The following is an 18,657-nucleotide window of genomic DNA, read 5'->3' as shown; positions in this document are numbered from 1 at the left end:
AAATTTATCATGAATTTTTTCATCTGTCAATGTAAAGAGCCTCTTAGTGATGAGGCCCTGTTGATTGCTGATACTCTTTTAACTCTTTTGTCGCAGCGATTGCGTTGATTAAAGTATTTGCTTGCTTAATCATGTCACCTTTACCCTGTAAATGGAGATACATGATCCTCGGACGCTCGTACATTAGATGATTATGGAGAGCGGTTACCTCCAATCCACCTTTTCTTAGTGCATCAATGACTGGATTGACCTCTTCCTCAAGCAAGGCCATTTCACCTATTAGTGCTGTCTGCCCGTCAGTTTTTTTGAAATTAAACCCGAATCCGAGTTCAATTAATTCTGGGGATACCTTATTTCCAAAATGCGTGACTTCCAGGTTTTTTCGGGTTATCTCAACCTTGCATACTCCATCCGCTTCCTTGACTTTTGTTTTAAAAATTTGTTCGAGCACCTTGCAGTCGGGGCTTTGTTTTGCGGATGTTTCCTCCGCGGGCAAAATAAAACTCAAAAACAATCCAGTTATTATCAATAGCTTTTTCATTTGGCACCTCCATCCTTAGGGTGCCCTTCTGGGTCGGCCATATGTAAAAAACCCGCAGGATAGTTAAGCCCTACGGGTTAACACCGTCTCCATCCGGAATGACAATTGGATTAACATCACTCCCTCCTCTTCCACCGCCATTGTAGTATTGAGGCACCTTCCCTGGTAAAAATAGGTCGCCAATTAATATTGAGTTTGACACATTTATTTCTTTTTTAATCAAAGGTATAATAACGCTCATTTGAACATGAGTTTTTGCATAAATCTCCAGGTATGTGTTATTTATCCCGGTTTCTCTTATTTTTGTCTCAATATTAGCTGTAACATCCCCTAATATTTCGAACCGTACCGGTACTTTTGGACCAAGGTTGGAAAACAATGAATTATTTGTTGCCATTCCAATCGGGATTTCATATATTAATCCCTGGTGTTTTTTAGAGTCACTAGCATTAAATTCCTTAAAAGCTTCAAGTTCTTCAATTTTGCCTGACTCAAGAAGGTTTAAATATTGTTGAATCCTTGTTGTTATGTCTGATATCACCTGTGTATATACTCTTTGGTTAAAGCTGTAACCAATCTCACCCGAATTATTATGGACGACAATAATTTCTTTGACTTCTATATTATCCAATACATATTGCGATATGGCTTTGTTTACTGCCTGAGACGCAAATTCTCTCGCCTTTGTTTCGGCAATTTTAATTAACCTAGGTTCAATTTGTTTATTGATAATAGTTAAACTTTGATACGTGACAAATACAAATGCTACTAGTGAAATTAAAAGTACATATCTTAATGGCAGTGGTCCCCGCCTGCGATAACTTCTCTTGATTTTCCTCAAATGGGACCCTCCCCGCATTTAGGCTATTACTTGTATATGCTTGAGGTCCTTTTTGTAGTACGTGCAGGTTAGGTTTCGATCGGGCTTTGCCATTGTTTCAGCCAGTTTACTTACCCTTCGTTTTACCAAGGCTCCTAAAGGGAATATCACCACAAAGGCTTTAAAGAAATAAGGTGTGAATAATATGAGAAAATTGGTTATTTGTATTTCAGTTTTACTTATGGCAAGCATTCCTTTCCCTGCTTTCGGGAGCGGAAACAGCAAATCTACTGAAGTAGTTATTTCGTATGATGGGATGCGCCAGGACTTGTTGGAAGCTTACATGAAGCAGGGGATCATGCCGAATTTTAAAGATGTTGCTGATAAAGGGATGTATGCAGAGAACATCCAAACGATATTTCCTTCCTTGACGTCAGCTTCCCATGCTGCCATCGCCACGGGAACAACGCCAAATAAATCCGGAATGGTCAGCAACGAAATCCATAAACCGGATAAAAAATTGACGAACATGGATAGCGCATTTTTTTCACCGCTTGATTCCGAACCCGTATGGTCTGTCGCTCGTAAAAAAGGAAAAACGACTGCGACGATCCTCTTTCCAGGTTCTAATCCAAAGTTTAAAAATCACGCAGATTACGCAATTTATTACGGAGAGACTTGGGCTGGCAGTGATTTAGTCGACCTTGATTTCCGTAAAACAAATTCTAAAAATAAAAAAGCCGTTTTTCCATTGAAGATTAGTAAAGGGGATACACGTTATATCCATCTGCTTGCCGCCAAATCAAAAAAGGGGACGGAGAAATTTTACGATACCTTCCAAGTTTCATTGGATCCAACTATGAAAGATGCAGAGACTGTACGTGCGAACGAATGGGGCTCTCTCTCATTCATGACAAAAGACAAAGACTTGGCGGGCTTTTCTTTTAAAATTAAAACAAATAAGGCAGACCTCTCCGATGCCAAACTGTACCGGACAGCAGTGACATCAGGAAATATTGAAGGGCCTGGGGATTTTAAAAATGACATTAATTCAAAGTTCGGCTACTTCCCTGTTCAGGATGACGATGAAGCTTTGGCGAATAAATGGATTACCCGGAAGGAATATGAGGAGATTAGTACGCGCTTCGCACAATGGACAACAGATGTATCATTATATATCAAGGAACGTTACAAACCGGACATTATGTTCTTCTATTATCCACAAATCGACCATGAATCGCATAACTACCTCCTTGTCGACCCAAGGCAGCCCGGTTATTCAAGGGAAAAGTCGGAACGTTATCTCAACTATATTCGCTGGTCTTACCGCTTGGCTGATGAAATGCTGGGCCAGGTCCTTTCAAAGTTAAATAAAAATGACCGCATTTATCTTGTATCCGATCACGGGATGGAGCCAGTCCATTCCCGACTTTCGCCAAATGAGGAATTGGAGAAGGAAGGGTTATTGGTGAAGGATGGAAACGGGAAGATCAATTACGAAAAATCAAAGGCGTTTGCTGTCGCCAGCGGGGAGATTGCACATATTTACATTAACTTAAAAGGGCGGGAAAAAAAGGGGATTGTCGAACAAAGGGATTACGACTCTCTCCAAAAAAGGATAGCTGAGATTTTCGAGAATGCGAAAGTTGAAAAAAAGAAAATCAAACTCAAAAATTATTTATCCTTCGTATCCGCCCAACTATCGAACAACAACACCGAGTTTAATGGTGATTTTTCCAATCCAGTAAGGGCCATAAAGCTGCTGTTTCCCTCGATACAACTAATTTCACCATATGAAAAAGTCATCAAAATCCAAAACAGCCACGAGAACACAGGAGATGTTCTTTTAGTTGCCCAAAAAGGCTACTATATGGCGCAGGGCGATGGCAACAAAGTAATGATGGTCAATGAACTTGGCAACCATGGGGGCGATCCATCCCGAAAAGAGCTGATTCCGGTCTTTATGGCAGCCGGGGAAGGAATAACCCGGGGAAAGATTGAATCAGAAATCACCACATTGGACATTGCGCCCACCTTGTATAAATTAATGAAAATCGATATACCCGACTTTGTTGAAGGAAAACCTATCCCCGAGCTAACAGAAAACTAAAGTTCAGGCTTGACAAAAAAAGGTGCCAGGCACTCAAATTTGTTAAGCCTGGCTTTTTTATTTAATAGCGTAAATCCTGCATTTTTCGTAAAGGCTTGTTTTGCCGATGTCGAGGAGTTTGGCTGCTTCCTGGCGGTTTCCGCCGGCAGCGGCGAGGGCTGTGAGGATGGCCTGCTTTTCGGCTTCAGCTATTGCTTCCCTTAACGGCTTTACCGTTGTTCCGGCTGGGTTTTCCGGTTGAGCGGCGGCATCAAATGGCAGTGCCTCCTGGTCCCGTAAATATAGCGGAAGGTGGTTAGGCTTAACTACATTCCCATCCAGAACATTGATGCACCGTTCAAGGACATTTTCGAGTTCGCGTATATTGCCCGGCCAGGAGTGCCGTTTCAGCAAACGGATGACTTCCTGGGACAGCCGCACGGATTTCCGGTGGAACCTCTTTTCGAGCTTTTCCACGAGGTTAAGGGCAATTTGCTCGATATCGTCCTTTCTTTCCCGGAGCGGCGGGATTTCTATTTTTATGACATTCAGCCGGTAATAAAGGTCCTGGCGGAATTTCCCTTCGGCTACCATCTTTTCAAGGTTGCGATTGGTGGCCGTAATGACCCTTACATCAACCGAGACTGATTTTTGTCCGCCGACGGGCTGGATTTCCTTGTCCTGCAATACACGGAGCAATTTGCTTTGCATGGCAAGCGRCATATCGCCTATTTCATCCAGGAAGATGGTCCCCCTGTTGGCAAGCTGGAAGTGACCCTTCTTTCCTCCCTTTTTCGCCCCTGTGAATGCCCCATCCTCATAGCCAAACAACTCGGATTCCAGTAGATGTTCCGGAATTGATGCGCAGTTTATCGGTACAAACGGATACGCAGAACGGAGGCTATTGGCATGAATTGAATGGGCAAACAGCTCCTTCCCGGTTCCCGATTCACCCAGCAGGAGTACAGCAGAGCGGCTGACTGAAATCCTTTCCGCAAGCGCTTTTGCATCCATAAAAGACCGGCTCGTCCCAATCAGGTCCGAAAAGCTATACTTGCTTGTAAATTCACTTCCTTCTCTCGTTTTATAGTATTTCAACTCTTCAACGAGATTCTGGATTTTGCTTTTATACAAATGCAGCTCCTCAGGATCCTTGAACATGACTGTTCCCACTGCCCCGACTAGTTCTCCCGACACAATGAGAGGAAACCTGTTGGCAATCATTTCACTCCCGTTGATGTGGTGGACAGCGGCAATTTCCGCCTGCCCGGTTCGGGAGACAATGTGCATCCTCGTATTTTCAATCACCTCCTGGACAGGCCTTTTCATCGCCTTTTCCACAGTGGTGCCAAGAAATTCACAATAAGCTTCGTTGATATAAATGATGATGCCGTCACGGTCGGTGACAACAATCCGCTCGGCAGACAGGTTCAATATTTCCTCGAGCCAGTTTACAGGAATATCATCGATTCGCGCGTTCACCATTTCCCCACCTTTTCAGACTAGTAAAGATAATTATATCAGTAATCGGCTTTAAATGTACTGAGATTTCTGACTAATCTCAACTAAGAAAAAGCCCTGCCGAGTAAAAAGGCAGGACTTCTCGTCTTATTTTAAAAAGGCGCTTTACTGCACAGTATAGCCTCCATCCAGGATGACAGCCTGTCCGGTAATCCCCCTGCCTTTGTCGCTTGCCAAAAAGACTGCGTAATCGGCAATCTCCGTTACCGATAAAAGCCTTTTTTGCGGAACAAGCGGATAAATGACCTCTTCCAACACGCTTTCCAAAGGTACATTTCTCGTCTTGGCCAAGTCGCCAAGCTGGCCTCTGACTAGCGGGGTATCGACATAGCCCGGGCAAAGGGCATTAACAGTAATTCCATCAGCGGCACCTTCAAGGGCAGCAACCTTTGTTAGGCCGATTACGCCGTGCTTGGCGCTATTGTATGCGGCCTTTCCGGCAAACCCAATGACCCCGTTAATTGAAGCCATATTGATAATACGCCCGAATCCCTGCTTTTTCATCATTGGAAAAACATTCTTAATGCCAATGAACGGTGCGGTCAGCATGACCTTTACAAGCAGCTCGAATTTTTCTGTCGGGAATTCCTCAATAGGTGATACATACTGAAGCCCGGCATTGTTGATCAGGATATCGATTTTCCCGAATTTTTCTGCCGCAAGCCCAAGCGCATTTTTATAAGCTTCTTCATTCGTTACGTCGCAAGGGGCTGATAAAGCTTCAAACCCTTCGTCCCGCAGCGTTTCTGCCACCTGATCACACTTTTCCCGATTTAAATCCGAGATCACAACACTTGCCCCTTCTTCAGCAAATGTCTTGGCGATTTCCAGTCCTATACCGCTTGCAGACCCTGTAATAAACGCTGTTTTTCCTTCCAATTGTTTCATAGAATAGCCTCCCTATTGGATTACAGCTTCTCTTTTTTAAACCCATCCAAACAATGAGTAGGTGCCAATGATGACGAATACGGCAACTGTCTTGATGATCGTTATGGCAAAAATGTCACGGTAGGACTGTTTATGGGTCAAGCCAGTAACAGCCAGCAAAGTGATAACCGCCCCGTTGTGAGGCAGGGTATCCATGCCTCCGGAAGCCATGGATACGACACGGTGCATGACTTCTGGCGGAATATTTGCCGCGGCGATTGCTGCGTTATATTTATCAGCCATCGCACTAAGCGCAATCCCCATACCGCCGGAAGCGGAACCGGTAATCCCGGCCAGGGTGGTCGTTGTTACAGCTCCGTTTACAAGCGGATTTGTGAATGTGCTCGAAATGCCATCGCTTATTTTCGCAAAACCCGGAAGAGCGGCGATGACTCCGCCGAATCCATACTCGGCACCTGTATTCATTGTGGCAAGAAGCGCGCCGGCAATGCTAAGGTTCAGGCCTTCCTTGAAATTAAGTGTTACCCGATTCCAGTCATAGGCAAGCGTGGCAATAATCCCGACTACGAGCGCCATTTCAACTGCCCAGATGGCCATGACCGCTGAAACATCGACCGTATAGGCATTCAGCCCAATTTTCGCAAAATCAAAGCCTTCCGGATACCATTTTGGAATCAGGGTAATAAACAGCTTATTCGTAACGCCAACAAGGATAAGCGGGACGAATGCCAATAGTTGTTTTGCTCTTGATTGCTCAAGTGACATATTTGGAACGGCGGCATTTTTCTCCGCTTCAGCCTGTTCCAGGGCCGCGGCATTTTCCGAATCAAAGCCGTAGTAGCCTTCACCCGCTTCTGCAGACTTCCTCCTCCTCCACTCCAGGTAAAGCATCCCCAATGCAAAAACGAAAATGGCTCCAATGATCCCCAGTGTCGGGGCGGCATAAATGTTCGTCTTAAAGAATGGAGCCGGGATAACGTTCTGAATTTGCGGCGTGCCCGGCAATGCATCCATCGTGAACGTAAATGCACCCAATGCGATCGTTCCTGGAATAAGCCGTTTAGGAATATTCGACTGCCTGAACATTTGGGCGGCAAATGGATAAATCGCGAAAACTGCAACAAACAGACTTACCCCGCTGTAAGTAAGAATTGCGCCGAGCAAGACAATTGTTAAAATTGCCCGCTTGGCACCGAGCCAGCCTACAATCGTCTTGGCAATCGACTCTGCAATCCCCGACATTTCAACTACTTTTCCGAAAATTGCACCGAGCAAAAAGACAGGAAAATAAGATTTAATGAATCCGACCATCTTTTCCATGAAGACCCCTGAAAAGAATGGCAGCACATGGCTTGGATCAATCAGGACAACAGCCAAAAGTGCGCAGATTGGTGCAAAAAGGATGACAGAAAAGCCGCGATAGGCCACGAACATCAGAAGGCCCAGCGCCAAAAGAATACCGAATAACTCCATATAAATCCCCCTTTGATTTTTTGTAAGCCCCATTCCATCCCCTTTGGAAAGCGTTTACAAAACAAAGCTTACAATCTATTAAGAATGCAAGTTTTGTGCCAACAATTATTTTTCTGATAATTTTGAATAAACACTTATCCCTTTACCCTTTTTTGACACTTACTAATCCGACGTTTTTCCGAAATTCCGGAAACCCGAATATAGTTATTCCGTAATTACGGAATGTTCTGTTATTTGTGATTTGAAATTTGGCTGGATGCCCGGGATATTCCATCCTCAGACTAGTTTCATTTTAAAAGGTTCACCCTAAACGCTGCTTCCGTTTTCTCATGGACCAGTTCCAATGTCGCCCCCTCTTGAAGTTCCTCCAGGACAAGTCCTTTAGCTGTTACTCGAAAAACAGCAAGCTCGGTCACGACCATGTCTACAACACCTCTGCCGGTAAGAGGCAGGCGGCATTCCTTAAGGATTTTGGAAGACCCACTTTTTGCGCAATGCTCCATTGCCACGATAACTTTTTTCGCTCCGGTTACCAAATCCATTGCACCGCCCATCCCAGGGACCATTTTGCCGGGAACCATCCAGTTCGCAAGGTTTCCTTTTTCGTCCACCTCAAGGCCACCAAGCACCGTAACATCGATATGACCCCCGCGAATCAGTTCAAAAGAAAACAAACTATCAAAAAACGCTCCGCCCGGAATGATTCCGGCTGGCTGGCCGCCGGCATTTACGAGGTCGGGATCAATCTCACCTTCAAGAGGCTTCAGCCCTACATATCCATTTTCAGATTGGAGGATGACATTCACATCTTGGGGCAAATAATTGGGGACCATAGTCGGAAGCCCGATTCCCAGGTTCACGACATCTCCATCCCTCAATTCCTTTGCGACACGCGAAGCAATCAGCTGTTTCGGGTTAACTAGTGTTATCGCCATTAATTACAGCCTCCTTGCACCAAAATTTTATCAACGAGGATGCCCGGGGTCATAACATCATCCGGGTCGATTTCCCCGACTTCGACGACTTTTTCAACCTGGGCGATGACAACATCGGCTGCGATTGCCATTAAAGGGTTGAAGTTACGCGCCGAACGGTGATAGACAAGATTGCCGGCCTTATCGGCTTTATACGCCTTAAGGATCGCCACTTCGGCACGGAGCGGTTTTTCAAGCAGGAATTCACGGCCATCAACCGTAATCTTCTCCTTTCCTTCCTCGACAACCGTCCCAATTCCTGTGGGCGTCAGCACCCCGCCAAGTCCAGAACCGCCTGCCCGGACGCGTTCGGCGAGCGTCCCCTGCGGAACAAGCTCAACTTCCATTTCTCCGGCAATCATTTGCCTGCCTGTTTCCAGATTCGTCCCAATGTGGGATGCGATTACCTTTTTGACACGATGATTGACAATCAATGGGCCAACCCCGGTTTCGATAAAAGCAGTGTCATTGGCAATTAGTGTGATATCCTTAATATTTTTTTCAAGCATTACGTCAACAAGGTCTTGCGGCGTCCCAACACCCATAAAGCCTCCCGCCATCACAGTCATCCCGTCCCGGAAAAATGAAGCAGCTTCTTCTTTCGAAATTACCTTATTCACTTTTCACACCCCCAAATCTATTTGTGGAAGTGAGTCCGATCCACTCACACACCCTATTACGGTGCAAGAAGCGTGCCAATAATTTATGCCAAAAAATCCATCAGTTCAAGACTTTTATAGCAAAAAAGGTATAACTCCCTCAGCTCATGAGGTGTTATACCTTTTGGTTTTTTATGGCTGCTTTTTTAGCACCATCGATAAAGAATGCAAGTTTTATCAAATGGCTGTAGTGAGTTTTTGAAAAATGGATAAATGGTGGAGATCACATGGAGAGGGGTATGGTTCAAAAAGTAAGTTAACGTGGTAGACTGCCCTTTGAAATAAAATGCCTCTTGAGAAAATCAGGATACACTGAAACTCGCTATTTGTTTTTCAGTAATACCTTCAATTAAGTGCAATTCACTAATTAAAAATTCATATGCATCATTCAACATTTTCTTTTCGCTTGAATTAAGGGCTTTTTCTTTCTTCATACGCATTAAATCACGTACAACTTCAGCACCTTGTTTCATTTCACCCGTTCTTATTTTTTCTGTATTTACTTTATACCTTTGTTTCCATGGCAGTGAACGATCTGATTCCCCATGCCGAAAACTGTCCAGGATGTGTTTCAATGCTAGTATATCAGTAACGGGCCGTATTTTTGAACTCAGAATTTTACGTGTTGGAATCATCACTTTCATATTAGTGACTGCCATTTTTATGACATAATACTCTTGACTTTCCCCAGAGAATTCTCTTTCTTCTATGGCTTCAATTCTACCTGCACCGTGCATTGGATAAATAATGTTATCGCCAACTTGAAACATCTAATCCACCTCCATAAATGCTAACCCCTTAATGGTAACACGGATTCACTTTTTAATCAAATCCCCTATAATATCATAATTATATTTTTATTGTCAATATATTTTTATAAAAAATATCGATCCTAACAAAAGAGGCTAACAGACCCGATTTCTAATAAAGGAAAGTAAGCTGGTCCGTTGAAAACACAGAACCTCACAAATAAATTTTTACTAACAAATGAGTGGATTCGTATATTTAAAATTGCGCTGTACTTCTAACAAGAACAAAATGCGCAAGCGCCTTGGTCAGCCCCGACAAGCATAAGACGGGTCCCGCAGGATGGGCCTGCCCTCCGGAGGGAACCGGCTTATGACCTCGAGGGGCTAGGCGCTGGAGCTGGATTACAATAACTTAATTCGAGTTATCCACAAGGTTCAATTCTGTAATTTCCTAGACAACAAGAAATCCGCCGGTTTTGACGCACCAGCGGATTTCTAATTAAAAAAAATTTTATTTATCCATAAACTTCAAAAATTACTGAMCCTGCCTGTCCCAGTGGCGGTGCGCTGCGATGGCTTGAACAAATTGCCCGGCAAACTCCTCTGGATCGCTGGAAACTACAACGCCCGGTTGACCGACGATACCGGCTTGTTCAGCTAACTCGGCCCCTGCATGGGTAGCGCCAATCGGCTTGTAATGCTCGAATGCTTCCTGGAGGAAGTAGAGGGCAGCCTTTTTGAATTTCGGGGTGCTTTCCGCCCCTCCCACCACATAGATTGCATCAAAGAGGACAGGATCGGCCGTCAGGAACGAATGATGGACTGGCAGTTCGAAATTGTCACTTCCTGGTACCGATCCCAGTTTTTCGCTAATGAATTCCAGGATCGCCCCTTCCGCCTTAAGTTCATCTATTATCGCTTTAACTTCATTGCCGCTGAAACCATCTCCCACGAGCACGCCAACCTTTCGCGTTTCCGCTGTTTTCACAGTGTTCGCCATGCTAAGCGCTGGGGATGACTTTAAAGATGCAGGCTCCCTCGATTCCGGCACCTTGGCTCCAATCGCCTCGGCAACCGGGGTGACCAGTTCCATGCTCACATTGGCGAGCATATCGACAACCTGCTGGCGTACATCCGGTGACTTCACCTTTCCAAGTTCAAAGGTCAATGCCTCAATGATGTGCTGCTTTTCAGGCGGAGTCATGCTATTCCAGAACATGGACGCCTGGGAGAAATGATCCTTAAAGCTGTCACTGCGGGCCTGGATTTTACGGCCATCGACCTTCTCCTGATAATGGACATATCCACCTTCCTCGGGAGACGCTGGTGCAGGCGTATTTTGCGCAAGGGAATTCTTATGGTAGCTCACCTGGCCGATATTGATCGTCTGGCGCCCAAACCCGTCGCGCTGGTTATTGTGGAACGGGCAAACTGGGCGGTTGATCGGCAACTCGTGGAAGTTTGGCCCGCCAAGGCGCAGCAACTGCGTATCCGTATAGGAGAATAACCTGCCCTGCAGCAGCGGGTCATTCGAGAAATCAATCCCAGGCACAACATGGCCAGGATGGAATGCGACCTGTTCAGTCTCGGCAAACACGTTGTCTACATTTCGGTTCAATGTCATCTTCCCGATAATCTTGACCGGCACCTCTTCCTCTGGCCATAACTTTGTTGGATCAAGGATATCAAAATCAAACCGGAACTCTTCTTCCTCAGGAATCATCTGGACGCCAAGCTCAAACTCCGGATAATTTCCGCTTTCAATTGATTCATACAAATCGCGGCGATGGAAGTCCGGGTCCTTTCCGGCAATTTTTTGTGCCTCGTCCCATACAAGTGAGTGGACGCCAAGCACCGGTTTCCAGTGAAATTTGACAAAATGGGCCTTACCCTGGTCGTTCACGAATCTGAACGTATGTACGCCAAAGCCTTCCATCATGCGGAAACTGCGTGGTATAGCCCGGTCCGACATTTGCCATAACAACATATGCGCCGATTCCTGATTATTGGCGATGAAGTCATAGAACGTATCATGGGCGGACGCACCCTGCGGCATTTCGTTATGCGGTTCAGGCTTCACCGCGTGCACAAAGTCCGGAAACTTGATCGCATCCTGAATAAAGAACACCGGAATGTTGTTCCCTACCAGATCATAATTCCCTTCTTCCGTATAAAACTTTGTCGCAAACCCGCGGACGTCACGGACCGTCTCCGCCGACCCCTTCGAACCTTGAACTGTTGAGAAGCGGACAAATACCGGAGTCTTCTTCGATGGGTCGTGGAGAAACTTCGCCATCGTATACTCCTGCATCGACTCGTACACCTGGAACTCCCCATGAGCCGCAAACCCGCGGGCATGGACAACCCTTTCCGGAATCCGCTCATGGTCAAAATGAGTCATCTTCTCACGGAAATGAAAATCTTCCATCAATGTAGGCCCACGCACACCGGCTTTCAGGGAAAACTCATCCTCCGACACCTTCAAGCCTTGATTCGTTGTCAGCTTCTTCCCATGGTCATCAACCTTGAACTGTTCAAGCTGTTCCTGCTTTTTACTCATATTCGGATCGCGATTCTCCTTTACCATTCATCATCCTCCTCACTAAATTGGTACCCCACTCCCCTTCTACCCCACCTTTGATAGAAAAAACGTTAAAATGAAATGGCCGCCACCAGCTAATCGATTTAAAAACAACGCTCTTTTATTCAAATAAAAAAACCGCCCGGTCATGTTACCAAACGGTTAATTTTTATAAATATCTCTATAGGCGCAAACGCGGACCTTTTCAGGCCAAAGCAGAATTCAGTCCATTCCCCCTGTGAAACACCTTGTGAAACAAGAATTTTCGGGGCGTGACAGGCACTGTTAGCATTTTAAAACATACTCAACGAGTACTTTTCCGCCAACAGCTCGAGCAGTTTGATGCCACCGATGCTGTTTCCCTTCTCATCGAGGGCCGGGCCGAAAATGCCGATGCCTACTTTGCCTGGCACCGATCCCATAATCCCGCCCGACACGCCGCTTTTTGCCGGAATGCCAATTTTTATCGCAAACTCACCGGATGCATTGTACATACCGCACGTCACCATGAACGTTTTGCAAATCCGTGCGACATCATGCGGCATGACCCGTTTGCCCGTCAGCGGGTGAACCCCGTCCATCGCAAACACCAGCCCAACATCCGCCAAATCCCGGCAATCCATCTCGATCGCGCATTGCTGCGAATACAACTCAATCAGCTGGTCGACATCCTCCGTAATCACCCCATGTTGCTTCAAAAAATAACACAAAGCCCGGTTCAAATGGGCCGTCTCAAACTCCGAATGGGCCACCGACTCATTAAACCCAACCGTCTCATTGTCCGAAAGATCCCGTATAAACGCCAACAGCCGCCCGAGCCGCTCCTCAACCGAGCCGCCCTTGATCATATGCGTCACCACAAGCGCACCCGCATTAATCATCGGATTCAACGGCTTTGCCACACCCATTGACTCCAATTTTGCAATCGAATTGAACGGATCGCCCGTCGGCTCCATCCCGACCCGCTCAAACACATAATCGTACCCCCGGTCCATCAGCACCAGCGCCAGGCTAATCACCTTCGAAATACTTTGCAGCGTAATCTTCCTTTCAACCTCCCCCGCCGCAACACAATCACCATTCGGATAATGGATCGCAATCGACAACTCAGCCGGATTCGCCTTCCCAAGCGCCGGAATATAATCCGCGACCCTCCCCTGTTTCGTAAAAGGCCGCGCCTCCTCCACTAGCGCATTCAACTCCTCATTCGACTCACACAACATCTTCATCACCCGTATTAGTATGAACCGAACTTCCCCAAACCACTCTTTTCGGAAAAATGCCCGGCTAACCGCCGGGCATGCCTACGCACATGATTGCCTAATCAAGCATCCTACGCACCATATTTAGCGGGACTCCCCAAAACGAAGCGAAACCTGAAGGTCGATGATTTCATTCCGTATTTTCTTGAAACCTGGCAACTCCGGCACGGCTCTTTCAGTTGGCGGCCTGTTCTGCTCGACAGCCCTCGCCATCGTTTCGAAAATATACAGAAGCCCGGAAAGCTCTTCGTCATTAAGAACGGGCCTTTTTTCATATTTTAACGCCGCATCCAGGTAAAAACCGAGCTGCTCAATCGAGAAAATAACCGGCCAGAACGATTCTACCTTTTTCTTGTTACCCGACAATTCTCCCAAAGCTGTTGTATACACAGTTGAGAGGTTAACAAGGTTTGTGTGCATCTTCCTCCGTTCCCTGCTCTCGTTAAACTCCATCTTCCCATTGTTGTCCGAAAACAGTGCAAGGACATACTGGCCTTGGCTGCGGAGAGTTTTCACAATGTAATGGTTCAGCATCCCCGAGGCTGTCCTGCGCCCAAACAGCAAAACCCCAAGAAGTCCGATGATGCTTCCGGCAATGATATCTGTCGCCCTCGCTGCGGCAAAGAAGTGAAAGTTATGTATCTCAGTGGAATATTCCGCAATAATTAAAGCGGAAGGAGTAATGAACAGAACGGCAAGCGCATAATTCCGGACGATGAAAAGCTCCGTCAGGAAGGAAAGGGATAAAATCAGCAAAGCCACCACAAAGCCGTTATGGATATTCATCAATAATAGCCCGGCAATCAAAAGTCCGACCAATGTACCGATCGTCCGCTGGATTGCCCGGTGAAAAGTGGAGATGATTGTCGATCCAAGCATAACCGATGCGCACGAAAGCGGGACCCAGTAGGACCTTTCAAACGGAAAAACATATGCAATCATGGATGCTGCCATCAGGATAATCCCAAAGCGGGCAGCTGTAAGAAAAACAATCGAGTTTTTATCAAACGCCCCCAACAGTTTGGATCGGAGTGAGGGCCTCGCCATCTTTACATTGCGCTGGATTTTCCCGGCCGGTTCGTTCACGATTGCATCCGCGTCATAAATTTCCCTGAATAAATCGGCAATTTTTACATCATCTGTTTCAGGCTGAAGAATTTTTTCCTCGTTCTTGTTGGTTGAGCCGATTGTCTTGGCCAATGCACGCAATGATTTGCCAAGCTCAGGGGGAAACCCATTCCTCCTTTTCTCCGCTAACTCAAGGATCGCAATGAACAGGCGATTTGCATGGTCATTCAGCAGGTACAGCCTTTTAAAGGAGTCCGTTTCTGTCCACCGGGAATAGCCAGCCAATAGAACTTCCTCGGCTTCCTTTAGAACAGCGACTGTTTTATGCCGGGCATTATTCATCTCTTCTCCCCCGGCAGAGTCGGCAAAGGCGGCCAGTTGGTCGTATACCTTTTTGACAGCCGTTGTTTCCGGCCCGTGCGGATTGAAAAACCAGCCAAGCATACTGATCAGCCAGGCAAGAACGCCGCCCAATAAAACGAGCCCGCCACGAAGAGGGGCATCAGCAGGATCAATCGGAATCCCCGTTGCAATTGAAAAACAAAGTACAAAAAAGATCGCCGATGGGCCCGTAATCCTGAGTGCTCCAAATACAAACGTCCCAATTGCTCCAATCGTCCCCATCCCAATGGCCACGCCAAGAGGATACGGGGAAAGAACGATGCCAAGGAACATGGACATAGCGAGGCCTACCGCAACAGAAAAGATCAATTTTGCCCGCTGCGCATAAGGCTGGTTGAACACGTACAAATAGGTGAATCCTCCCATCCCTGCAGCGATGCCATAGTGAAAATTCCCAAGGAGCAACCCAATCACGATTGGCAAAGATGCCGCCAGCCCCGCGCAAAAAGCCTTTCCCCAAGGAAAAGGGTTTTTCCTGTCCGTAAACGCGTTTTTAAATGTTTCCAATATTAGTTCTCTCGATGTTCGTTCATGTTTGTCCATCAACTTCTTTTACCCCGGAAAACACTTTCTGGAGCAAGTACCTCCCTACGTTCAAAAAGATTCACTTGAATTAGTATACGCCATTTTAAGTGAAACAACGATTTGCCCGCTTCCGGGCCCTTTTTGGAGCACATGATTCCTCGTCTTCCGTTTAAAGGAAATAGTTGTAAACATCTTCCTTTAGCGAGTTTCCATTTACCGGTTTTAAAAAAATTTTTCAAAAAATTATTATCCTTGTATTATCAACATTGTAAACGCTACCAAAGGAACAGAATATTTAAATTTGTCAGATTTTTAAATATTTTCCCTTGAACATTTAAAAGAACGGGAGTATCATTAACGGAAATCTCAGAAAAGTTCGCATTTTATTTCACGAACTATTTTTTTGAAATAAAAAATGAGGCTTTTCGGGATCAACCCTATTTAATTTTTTTCTTTCGATAGAGATTTTTAAAACAGAGCAACTGCTTAGGAGGAGTGATGTTTTTTGGAAAGCCAGTATATTTTTCTTGGCGGCGAGTTTGTGAAAAAAGAGGATGCGGTTGTTTCGGTTTATGACCACGGCTTCCTCTACGGCGACGGGGTATTTGAAGGCATCCGGGTTTACAGCGGCAACGTCTTCAGGCTGGATGCACACTTGAAAAGGCTTTACGAATCAGCCCACTCCATCATGCTGGAAATCCCTTATACGTTTGAGGAAATGACGCAAATCATCGTTGAAACGGTACGCAAAAATGAATTATCGAGCGCCTACATACGCGTGGTTGTTTCAAGGGGAAAAGGAAATCTCGGCCTTGATCCGGCATCCTGCTCCAATCCAAGGGTCATCGTCATCGCGGAACCACTCGCTCTGTTTCCAAAAGAGTTGTATGAACGCGGCCTGAAGGTCGGCTCGGTCGCTACGAGGCGAAACCGGCCTGATGTCCTTAGCCCGCAAATCAAATCACTCAACTATTTAAACAATATTCTTGTGAAACTTGAAGCAAACCAGGCCGGTGTCGATGAGGCCCTGATGCTGAATGACCAAGGCTATGTGACAGAAGGGTCCGCCGACAACATTTTCATTGTGAAGAACGGCGTTATCTACACTCCTCCAGTCTACCTTGGCGCCTTGGAAGGGATCACCCGCAACGCAATTATCGATCTGGCGAAACAAGACGGCTACGAAGTGAAGGAACAGCCATTCACTAGACATGATGTTTATATCGCTGATGAAGTGTTCCTTACAGGAACGGCGGTAGAGGTCATCGCGGTCATCGATGTGGATACAAGAAAGATTGGCGACGGCAAACCGGGGCCAATCACAAACCATCTCCTCGCTGAATTCAGGAAGCTCGTTACCGAGGATGGAGTCAAGTGCTATCCGGAAACCAAAACGAAAGCAGTCGTAGGTTAAAGGAGGGCAATTATGCGAAGCGATATGATCAAAAAAGGATTTGACCGGGCACCGCATCGGAGCCTGCTTTATGCAACCGGCGTTAAAACAAGCGACCTGGAAAAGCCCTTCATTGGCGTCTGCAATTCCTATATCGACATCATCCCTGGGCACAAGCACTTGAATGTTTTTGCCGAAGTGGTGAAAGAAGCGATTCGGGAAGCGGGCGGCGTGCCGTTCGAATTCAACACAATCGGCGTTGACGACGGGATTGCAATGGGCCATATCGGGATGCGCTATTCACTCCCAAGCCGGGAAATCATTGCTGACAGTGCCGAAACGGTCATCAACGCCCATTGGTTCGACGGGGTCTTTTACATCCCGAACTGCGACAAGATTACCCCAGGGATGCTGATGGCGGCGGCAAGAACGAATGTCCCTTCCGTTTTTGTTTCGGGTGGGCCGATGGAAGCAGGCGTTTCCTCGACTGGAAAGCAGCTCTCCCTCGCTTCCGTTTTTGAAGGGGTCGGCGCCTACAACAAGGGCACCATCACCCAGCAGGAATTGCTCGATATCGAAACGAACGCGTGCCCTACCTGCGGCTCCTGCTCAGGCATGTTCACCGCAAATTCAATGAATTGCCTTATGGAAATGCTCGGTATGACAGTCCCGGGCAACGGAACCATTGTTGCAACTTCCAATACAAGGCACGAGCTGATCAAGAAGGCTGCGAAGCACTTAATCGACCTTGTTAAAAAAGATATTAAGCCACGCGATATTATGACAAAAGAAGCGTTTGACAATGCCTTCGCACTCGATATGGCAATGGGGGGCTCCACCAACACGGTATTGCATACATTGGCAATCGCCCATGAGGCAGGTATTGATTATGACCTTCATGAAATCAACCGGATTGCGGAAAAAGTGCCTTATCTTTCAAAAATAAGCCCTGCTTCAGACTATTCCATGCAGGATGTGCATTATGCTGGCGGAGTGAGTGCGATTATTCACGAATTGTGCAAACTGGACGGAGTGATTAACAAGGACGCCATCACAATTACGGGAAAAACCCTTTATGAAAATGTAAAGGACGCCGAAATCACAAACGACGAGGTCATCAGGAGAAAGGATAATCCTTATAGCCCTGTTGGCGGATTGTCCATCCTGTTCGGCAACCTAGCTCCTGATGGCGGCGTCATCAAAGTCGGGGCTGTTGATCCAACGATAAAGAGATTTACCGGTGAGGCGATTGTTTTCGAATCACAGGAAGAAGCGCAGGCAGGAATCGATAGCGGAGCAGTAAAGCCTGGCCATGTTGTGGTCATCCGCTATGAAGGGCCAAAAGGCGGACCTGGAATGCCTGAAATGCTCGCTCCTACCGCCGCGATTGCCGGCCGGGGGCTTGACAAGGACGTCGCGTTGATTACGGATGGCCGCTTTTCCGGCGCAAGCCGCGGCATATCAATCGGCCATATTTCCCCGGAAGCAGCCGAGGGCGGCCCGATTGCCTTCGTTGAAGACGGCGACCTCATCATGATTGACCTTGAAGCCCGCTCAATCAACCTGATTGTCGACCGGGACGTTTTAGAGGATAGACAGAAAAACTGGGTAAAACCGGAACCAAAAATCAAAACCGGATACTTGGCCAAATATGCCAAGCTTGTCACATCAGCAAGCACTGGCGGCATCATGAAATTTTAAAAGAATCATAG

14 protein-coding genes are annotated in these 18,657 nt (G+C 46.5%); 3 read left to right on the top strand and 11 right to left on the bottom strand.

Translation table 11 applies throughout. The features are described from left to right. Nucleotides 1-43: 43 nt before the first annotated feature. Both ADU24_RS02900 and yunB read right to left on the bottom strand, forming a co-directional pair. On the bottom strand, nucleotides 44-541 hold the full coding sequence (locus tag ADU24_RS02900) for a DUF1259 domain-containing protein (protein WP_053365220.1): 498 nt from the start codon (nucleotides 539-541) through the stop codon (nucleotides 44-46). Between the two features lie 70 nt (nucleotides 542-611). After that, nucleotides 612-1,382 (bottom strand): sporulation protein YunB, encoded by a 771-nt coding sequence (yunB, locus tag ADU24_RS02895; RefSeq protein ID WP_053365219.1) that lies wholly within the window; start codon nucleotides 1,380-1,382, stop codon nucleotides 612-614. A 184-nt stretch (nucleotides 1,383-1,566) separates the two neighbouring features. Here yunB and ADU24_RS02890 point away from each other — a divergent pair, with 184 nt between their 5' ends. Further along, entirely contained in the window at nucleotides 1,567-3,471 is a 1,905-nt protein-coding gene (locus ADU24_RS02890) for an alkaline phosphatase family protein (RefSeq protein ID WP_053365218.1), read from the top strand. 57 nt (nucleotides 3,472-3,528) lie between these two features. Here the strand turns inward: ADU24_RS02890 and ADU24_RS02885 are convergent, their stop codons facing one another. From ADU24_RS02885 to ADU24_RS02845, 9 genes are all read right to left on the bottom strand, one after another. Beyond that, complete coding sequence (locus ADU24_RS02885; protein WP_053365217.1) at nucleotides 3,529-4,935, bottom strand: sigma-54 interaction domain-containing protein; 1,407 nt, start codon at nucleotides 4,933-4,935, stop codon at nucleotides 3,529-3,531. Between the two features lie 141 nt (nucleotides 4,936-5,076). Further along, nucleotides 5,077-5,859 carry a 3-hydroxybutyrate dehydrogenase gene (locus ADU24_RS02880; protein WP_053365216.1) on the bottom strand — a complete coding sequence of 261 codons (783 nt, stop codon included), beginning with the start codon at nucleotides 5,857-5,859 and terminating at the stop codon, nucleotides 5,077-5,079. A gap of 36 nt (nucleotides 5,860-5,895) precedes the next feature. Then, nucleotides 5,896-7,332: a GntP family permease gene (locus tag ADU24_RS02875; protein WP_053368754.1), complete on the bottom strand. Its 1,437-nt coding sequence runs from the start codon at nucleotides 7,330-7,332 to the stop codon at nucleotides 5,896-5,898. A 287-nt stretch (nucleotides 7,333-7,619) separates the two neighbouring features. After that, nucleotides 7,620-8,267 (bottom strand): 3-oxoacid CoA-transferase subunit B, encoded by a 648-nt coding sequence (locus ADU24_RS02870; protein ID WP_053365215.1) that lies wholly within the window; start codon nucleotides 8,265-8,267, stop codon nucleotides 7,620-7,622. After that, complete coding sequence (gene atoD, locus ADU24_RS02865; protein WP_082306788.1) at nucleotides 8,267-8,926, bottom strand: acetate CoA-transferase subunit alpha; 660 nt, start codon at nucleotides 8,924-8,926, stop codon at nucleotides 8,267-8,269. The genes ADU24_RS02870 and atoD overlap by 1 nt, the downstream gene beginning before the upstream one ends. Before the next feature lie 341 nt (nucleotides 8,927-9,267). After that, on the bottom strand, nucleotides 9,268-9,735 hold the full coding sequence (locus ADU24_RS02860) for a CarD family transcriptional regulator (RefSeq protein ID WP_053365214.1): 468 nt from the start codon (nucleotides 9,733-9,735) through the stop codon (nucleotides 9,268-9,270). A gap of 514 nt (nucleotides 9,736-10,249) precedes the next feature. Further along, nucleotides 10,250-12,301 carry a catalase gene (locus ADU24_RS02855; protein ID WP_053365213.1) on the bottom strand — a complete coding sequence of 684 codons (2,052 nt, stop codon included), beginning with the start codon at nucleotides 12,299-12,301 and terminating at the stop codon, nucleotides 10,250-10,252. A gap of 287 nt (nucleotides 12,302-12,588) precedes the next feature. Further along, nucleotides 12,589-13,518, bottom strand: coding sequence for a glutaminase A (gene glsA, locus ADU24_RS02850; protein WP_053368752.1), 930 nt, complete (start codon nucleotides 13,516-13,518; stop codon nucleotides 12,589-12,591). A 123-nt stretch (nucleotides 13,519-13,641) separates the two neighbouring features. Next, nucleotides 13,642-15,534, bottom strand: a complete 1,893-nt coding sequence (locus ADU24_RS02845; RefSeq protein ID WP_231689553.1) for an FUSC family protein — start codon at nucleotides 15,532-15,534, stop codon at nucleotides 13,642-13,644. A 523-nt stretch (nucleotides 15,535-16,057) separates the two neighbouring features. Between ADU24_RS02845 and ilvE the strand changes: the two genes are divergently transcribed. Then, nucleotides 16,058-16,966: a branched-chain-amino-acid transaminase gene (gene ilvE / locus ADU24_RS02835; RefSeq protein ID WP_053365211.1), complete on the top strand. Its 909-nt coding sequence runs from the start codon at nucleotides 16,058-16,060 to the stop codon at nucleotides 16,964-16,966. 12 nt (nucleotides 16,967-16,978) lie between these two features. Beyond that, nucleotides 16,979-18,646 (top strand): dihydroxy-acid dehydratase, encoded by a 1,668-nt coding sequence (gene ilvD / locus ADU24_RS02830; protein ID WP_053365210.1) that lies wholly within the window; start codon nucleotides 16,979-16,981, stop codon nucleotides 18,644-18,646. Nucleotides 18,647-18,657: the final 11 nt, after the last annotated feature.

It is taken from the genome of Bacillus sp. FJAT-27245 (assembly GCF_001273955.1).
GTDB lineage: Bacteria > Bacillota > Bacilli > Bacillales > Cytobacillaceae > Bacillus_D.
The sequence above is the reverse complement of the archived record's forward strand: the minus strand, read 5'-3'. Positions and strand labels throughout refer to the sequence as shown.

Excerpts from the sequence above, each read along its gene's own strand:
- glsA (WP_053368752.1), bottom strand. The coding sequence starts at position 13,518 with ATGTTGTGTGAGTCGAATGAGGAGTTGAATGCGCTAGTGGAGGAGGCG.
- ADU24_RS02900 (WP_053365220.1), bottom strand. The coding sequence starts at position 541 with ATGAAAAAGCTATTGATAATAACTGGATTGTTTTTGAGTTTTATTTTG.
- ilvD (WP_053365210.1), top strand. The coding sequence starts at position 16,979 with ATGCGAAGCGATATGATCAAAAAAGGATTTGACCGGGCACCGCATCGG.
- ADU24_RS02875 (WP_053368754.1), bottom strand. The coding sequence starts at position 7,332 with ATGGAGTTATTCGGTATTCTTTTGGCGCTGGGCCTTCTGATGTTCGTG.
- ADU24_RS02860 (WP_053365214.1), bottom strand. The coding sequence starts at position 9,735 with ATGTTTCAAGTTGGCGATAACATTATTTATCCAATGCACGGTGCAGGT.
- ADU24_RS02890 (WP_053365218.1), top strand. The coding sequence starts at position 1,567 with ATGAGAAAATTGGTTATTTGTATTTCAGTTTTACTTATGGCAAGCATT.
- ADU24_RS02870 (WP_053365215.1), bottom strand. The coding sequence starts at position 8,267 with ATGGCGATAACACTAGTTAACCCGAAACAGCTGATTGCTTCGCGTGTC.
- ADU24_RS02880 (WP_053365216.1), bottom strand. The coding sequence starts at position 5,859 with ATGAAACAATTGGAAGGAAAAACAGCGTTTATTACAGGGTCTGCAAGC.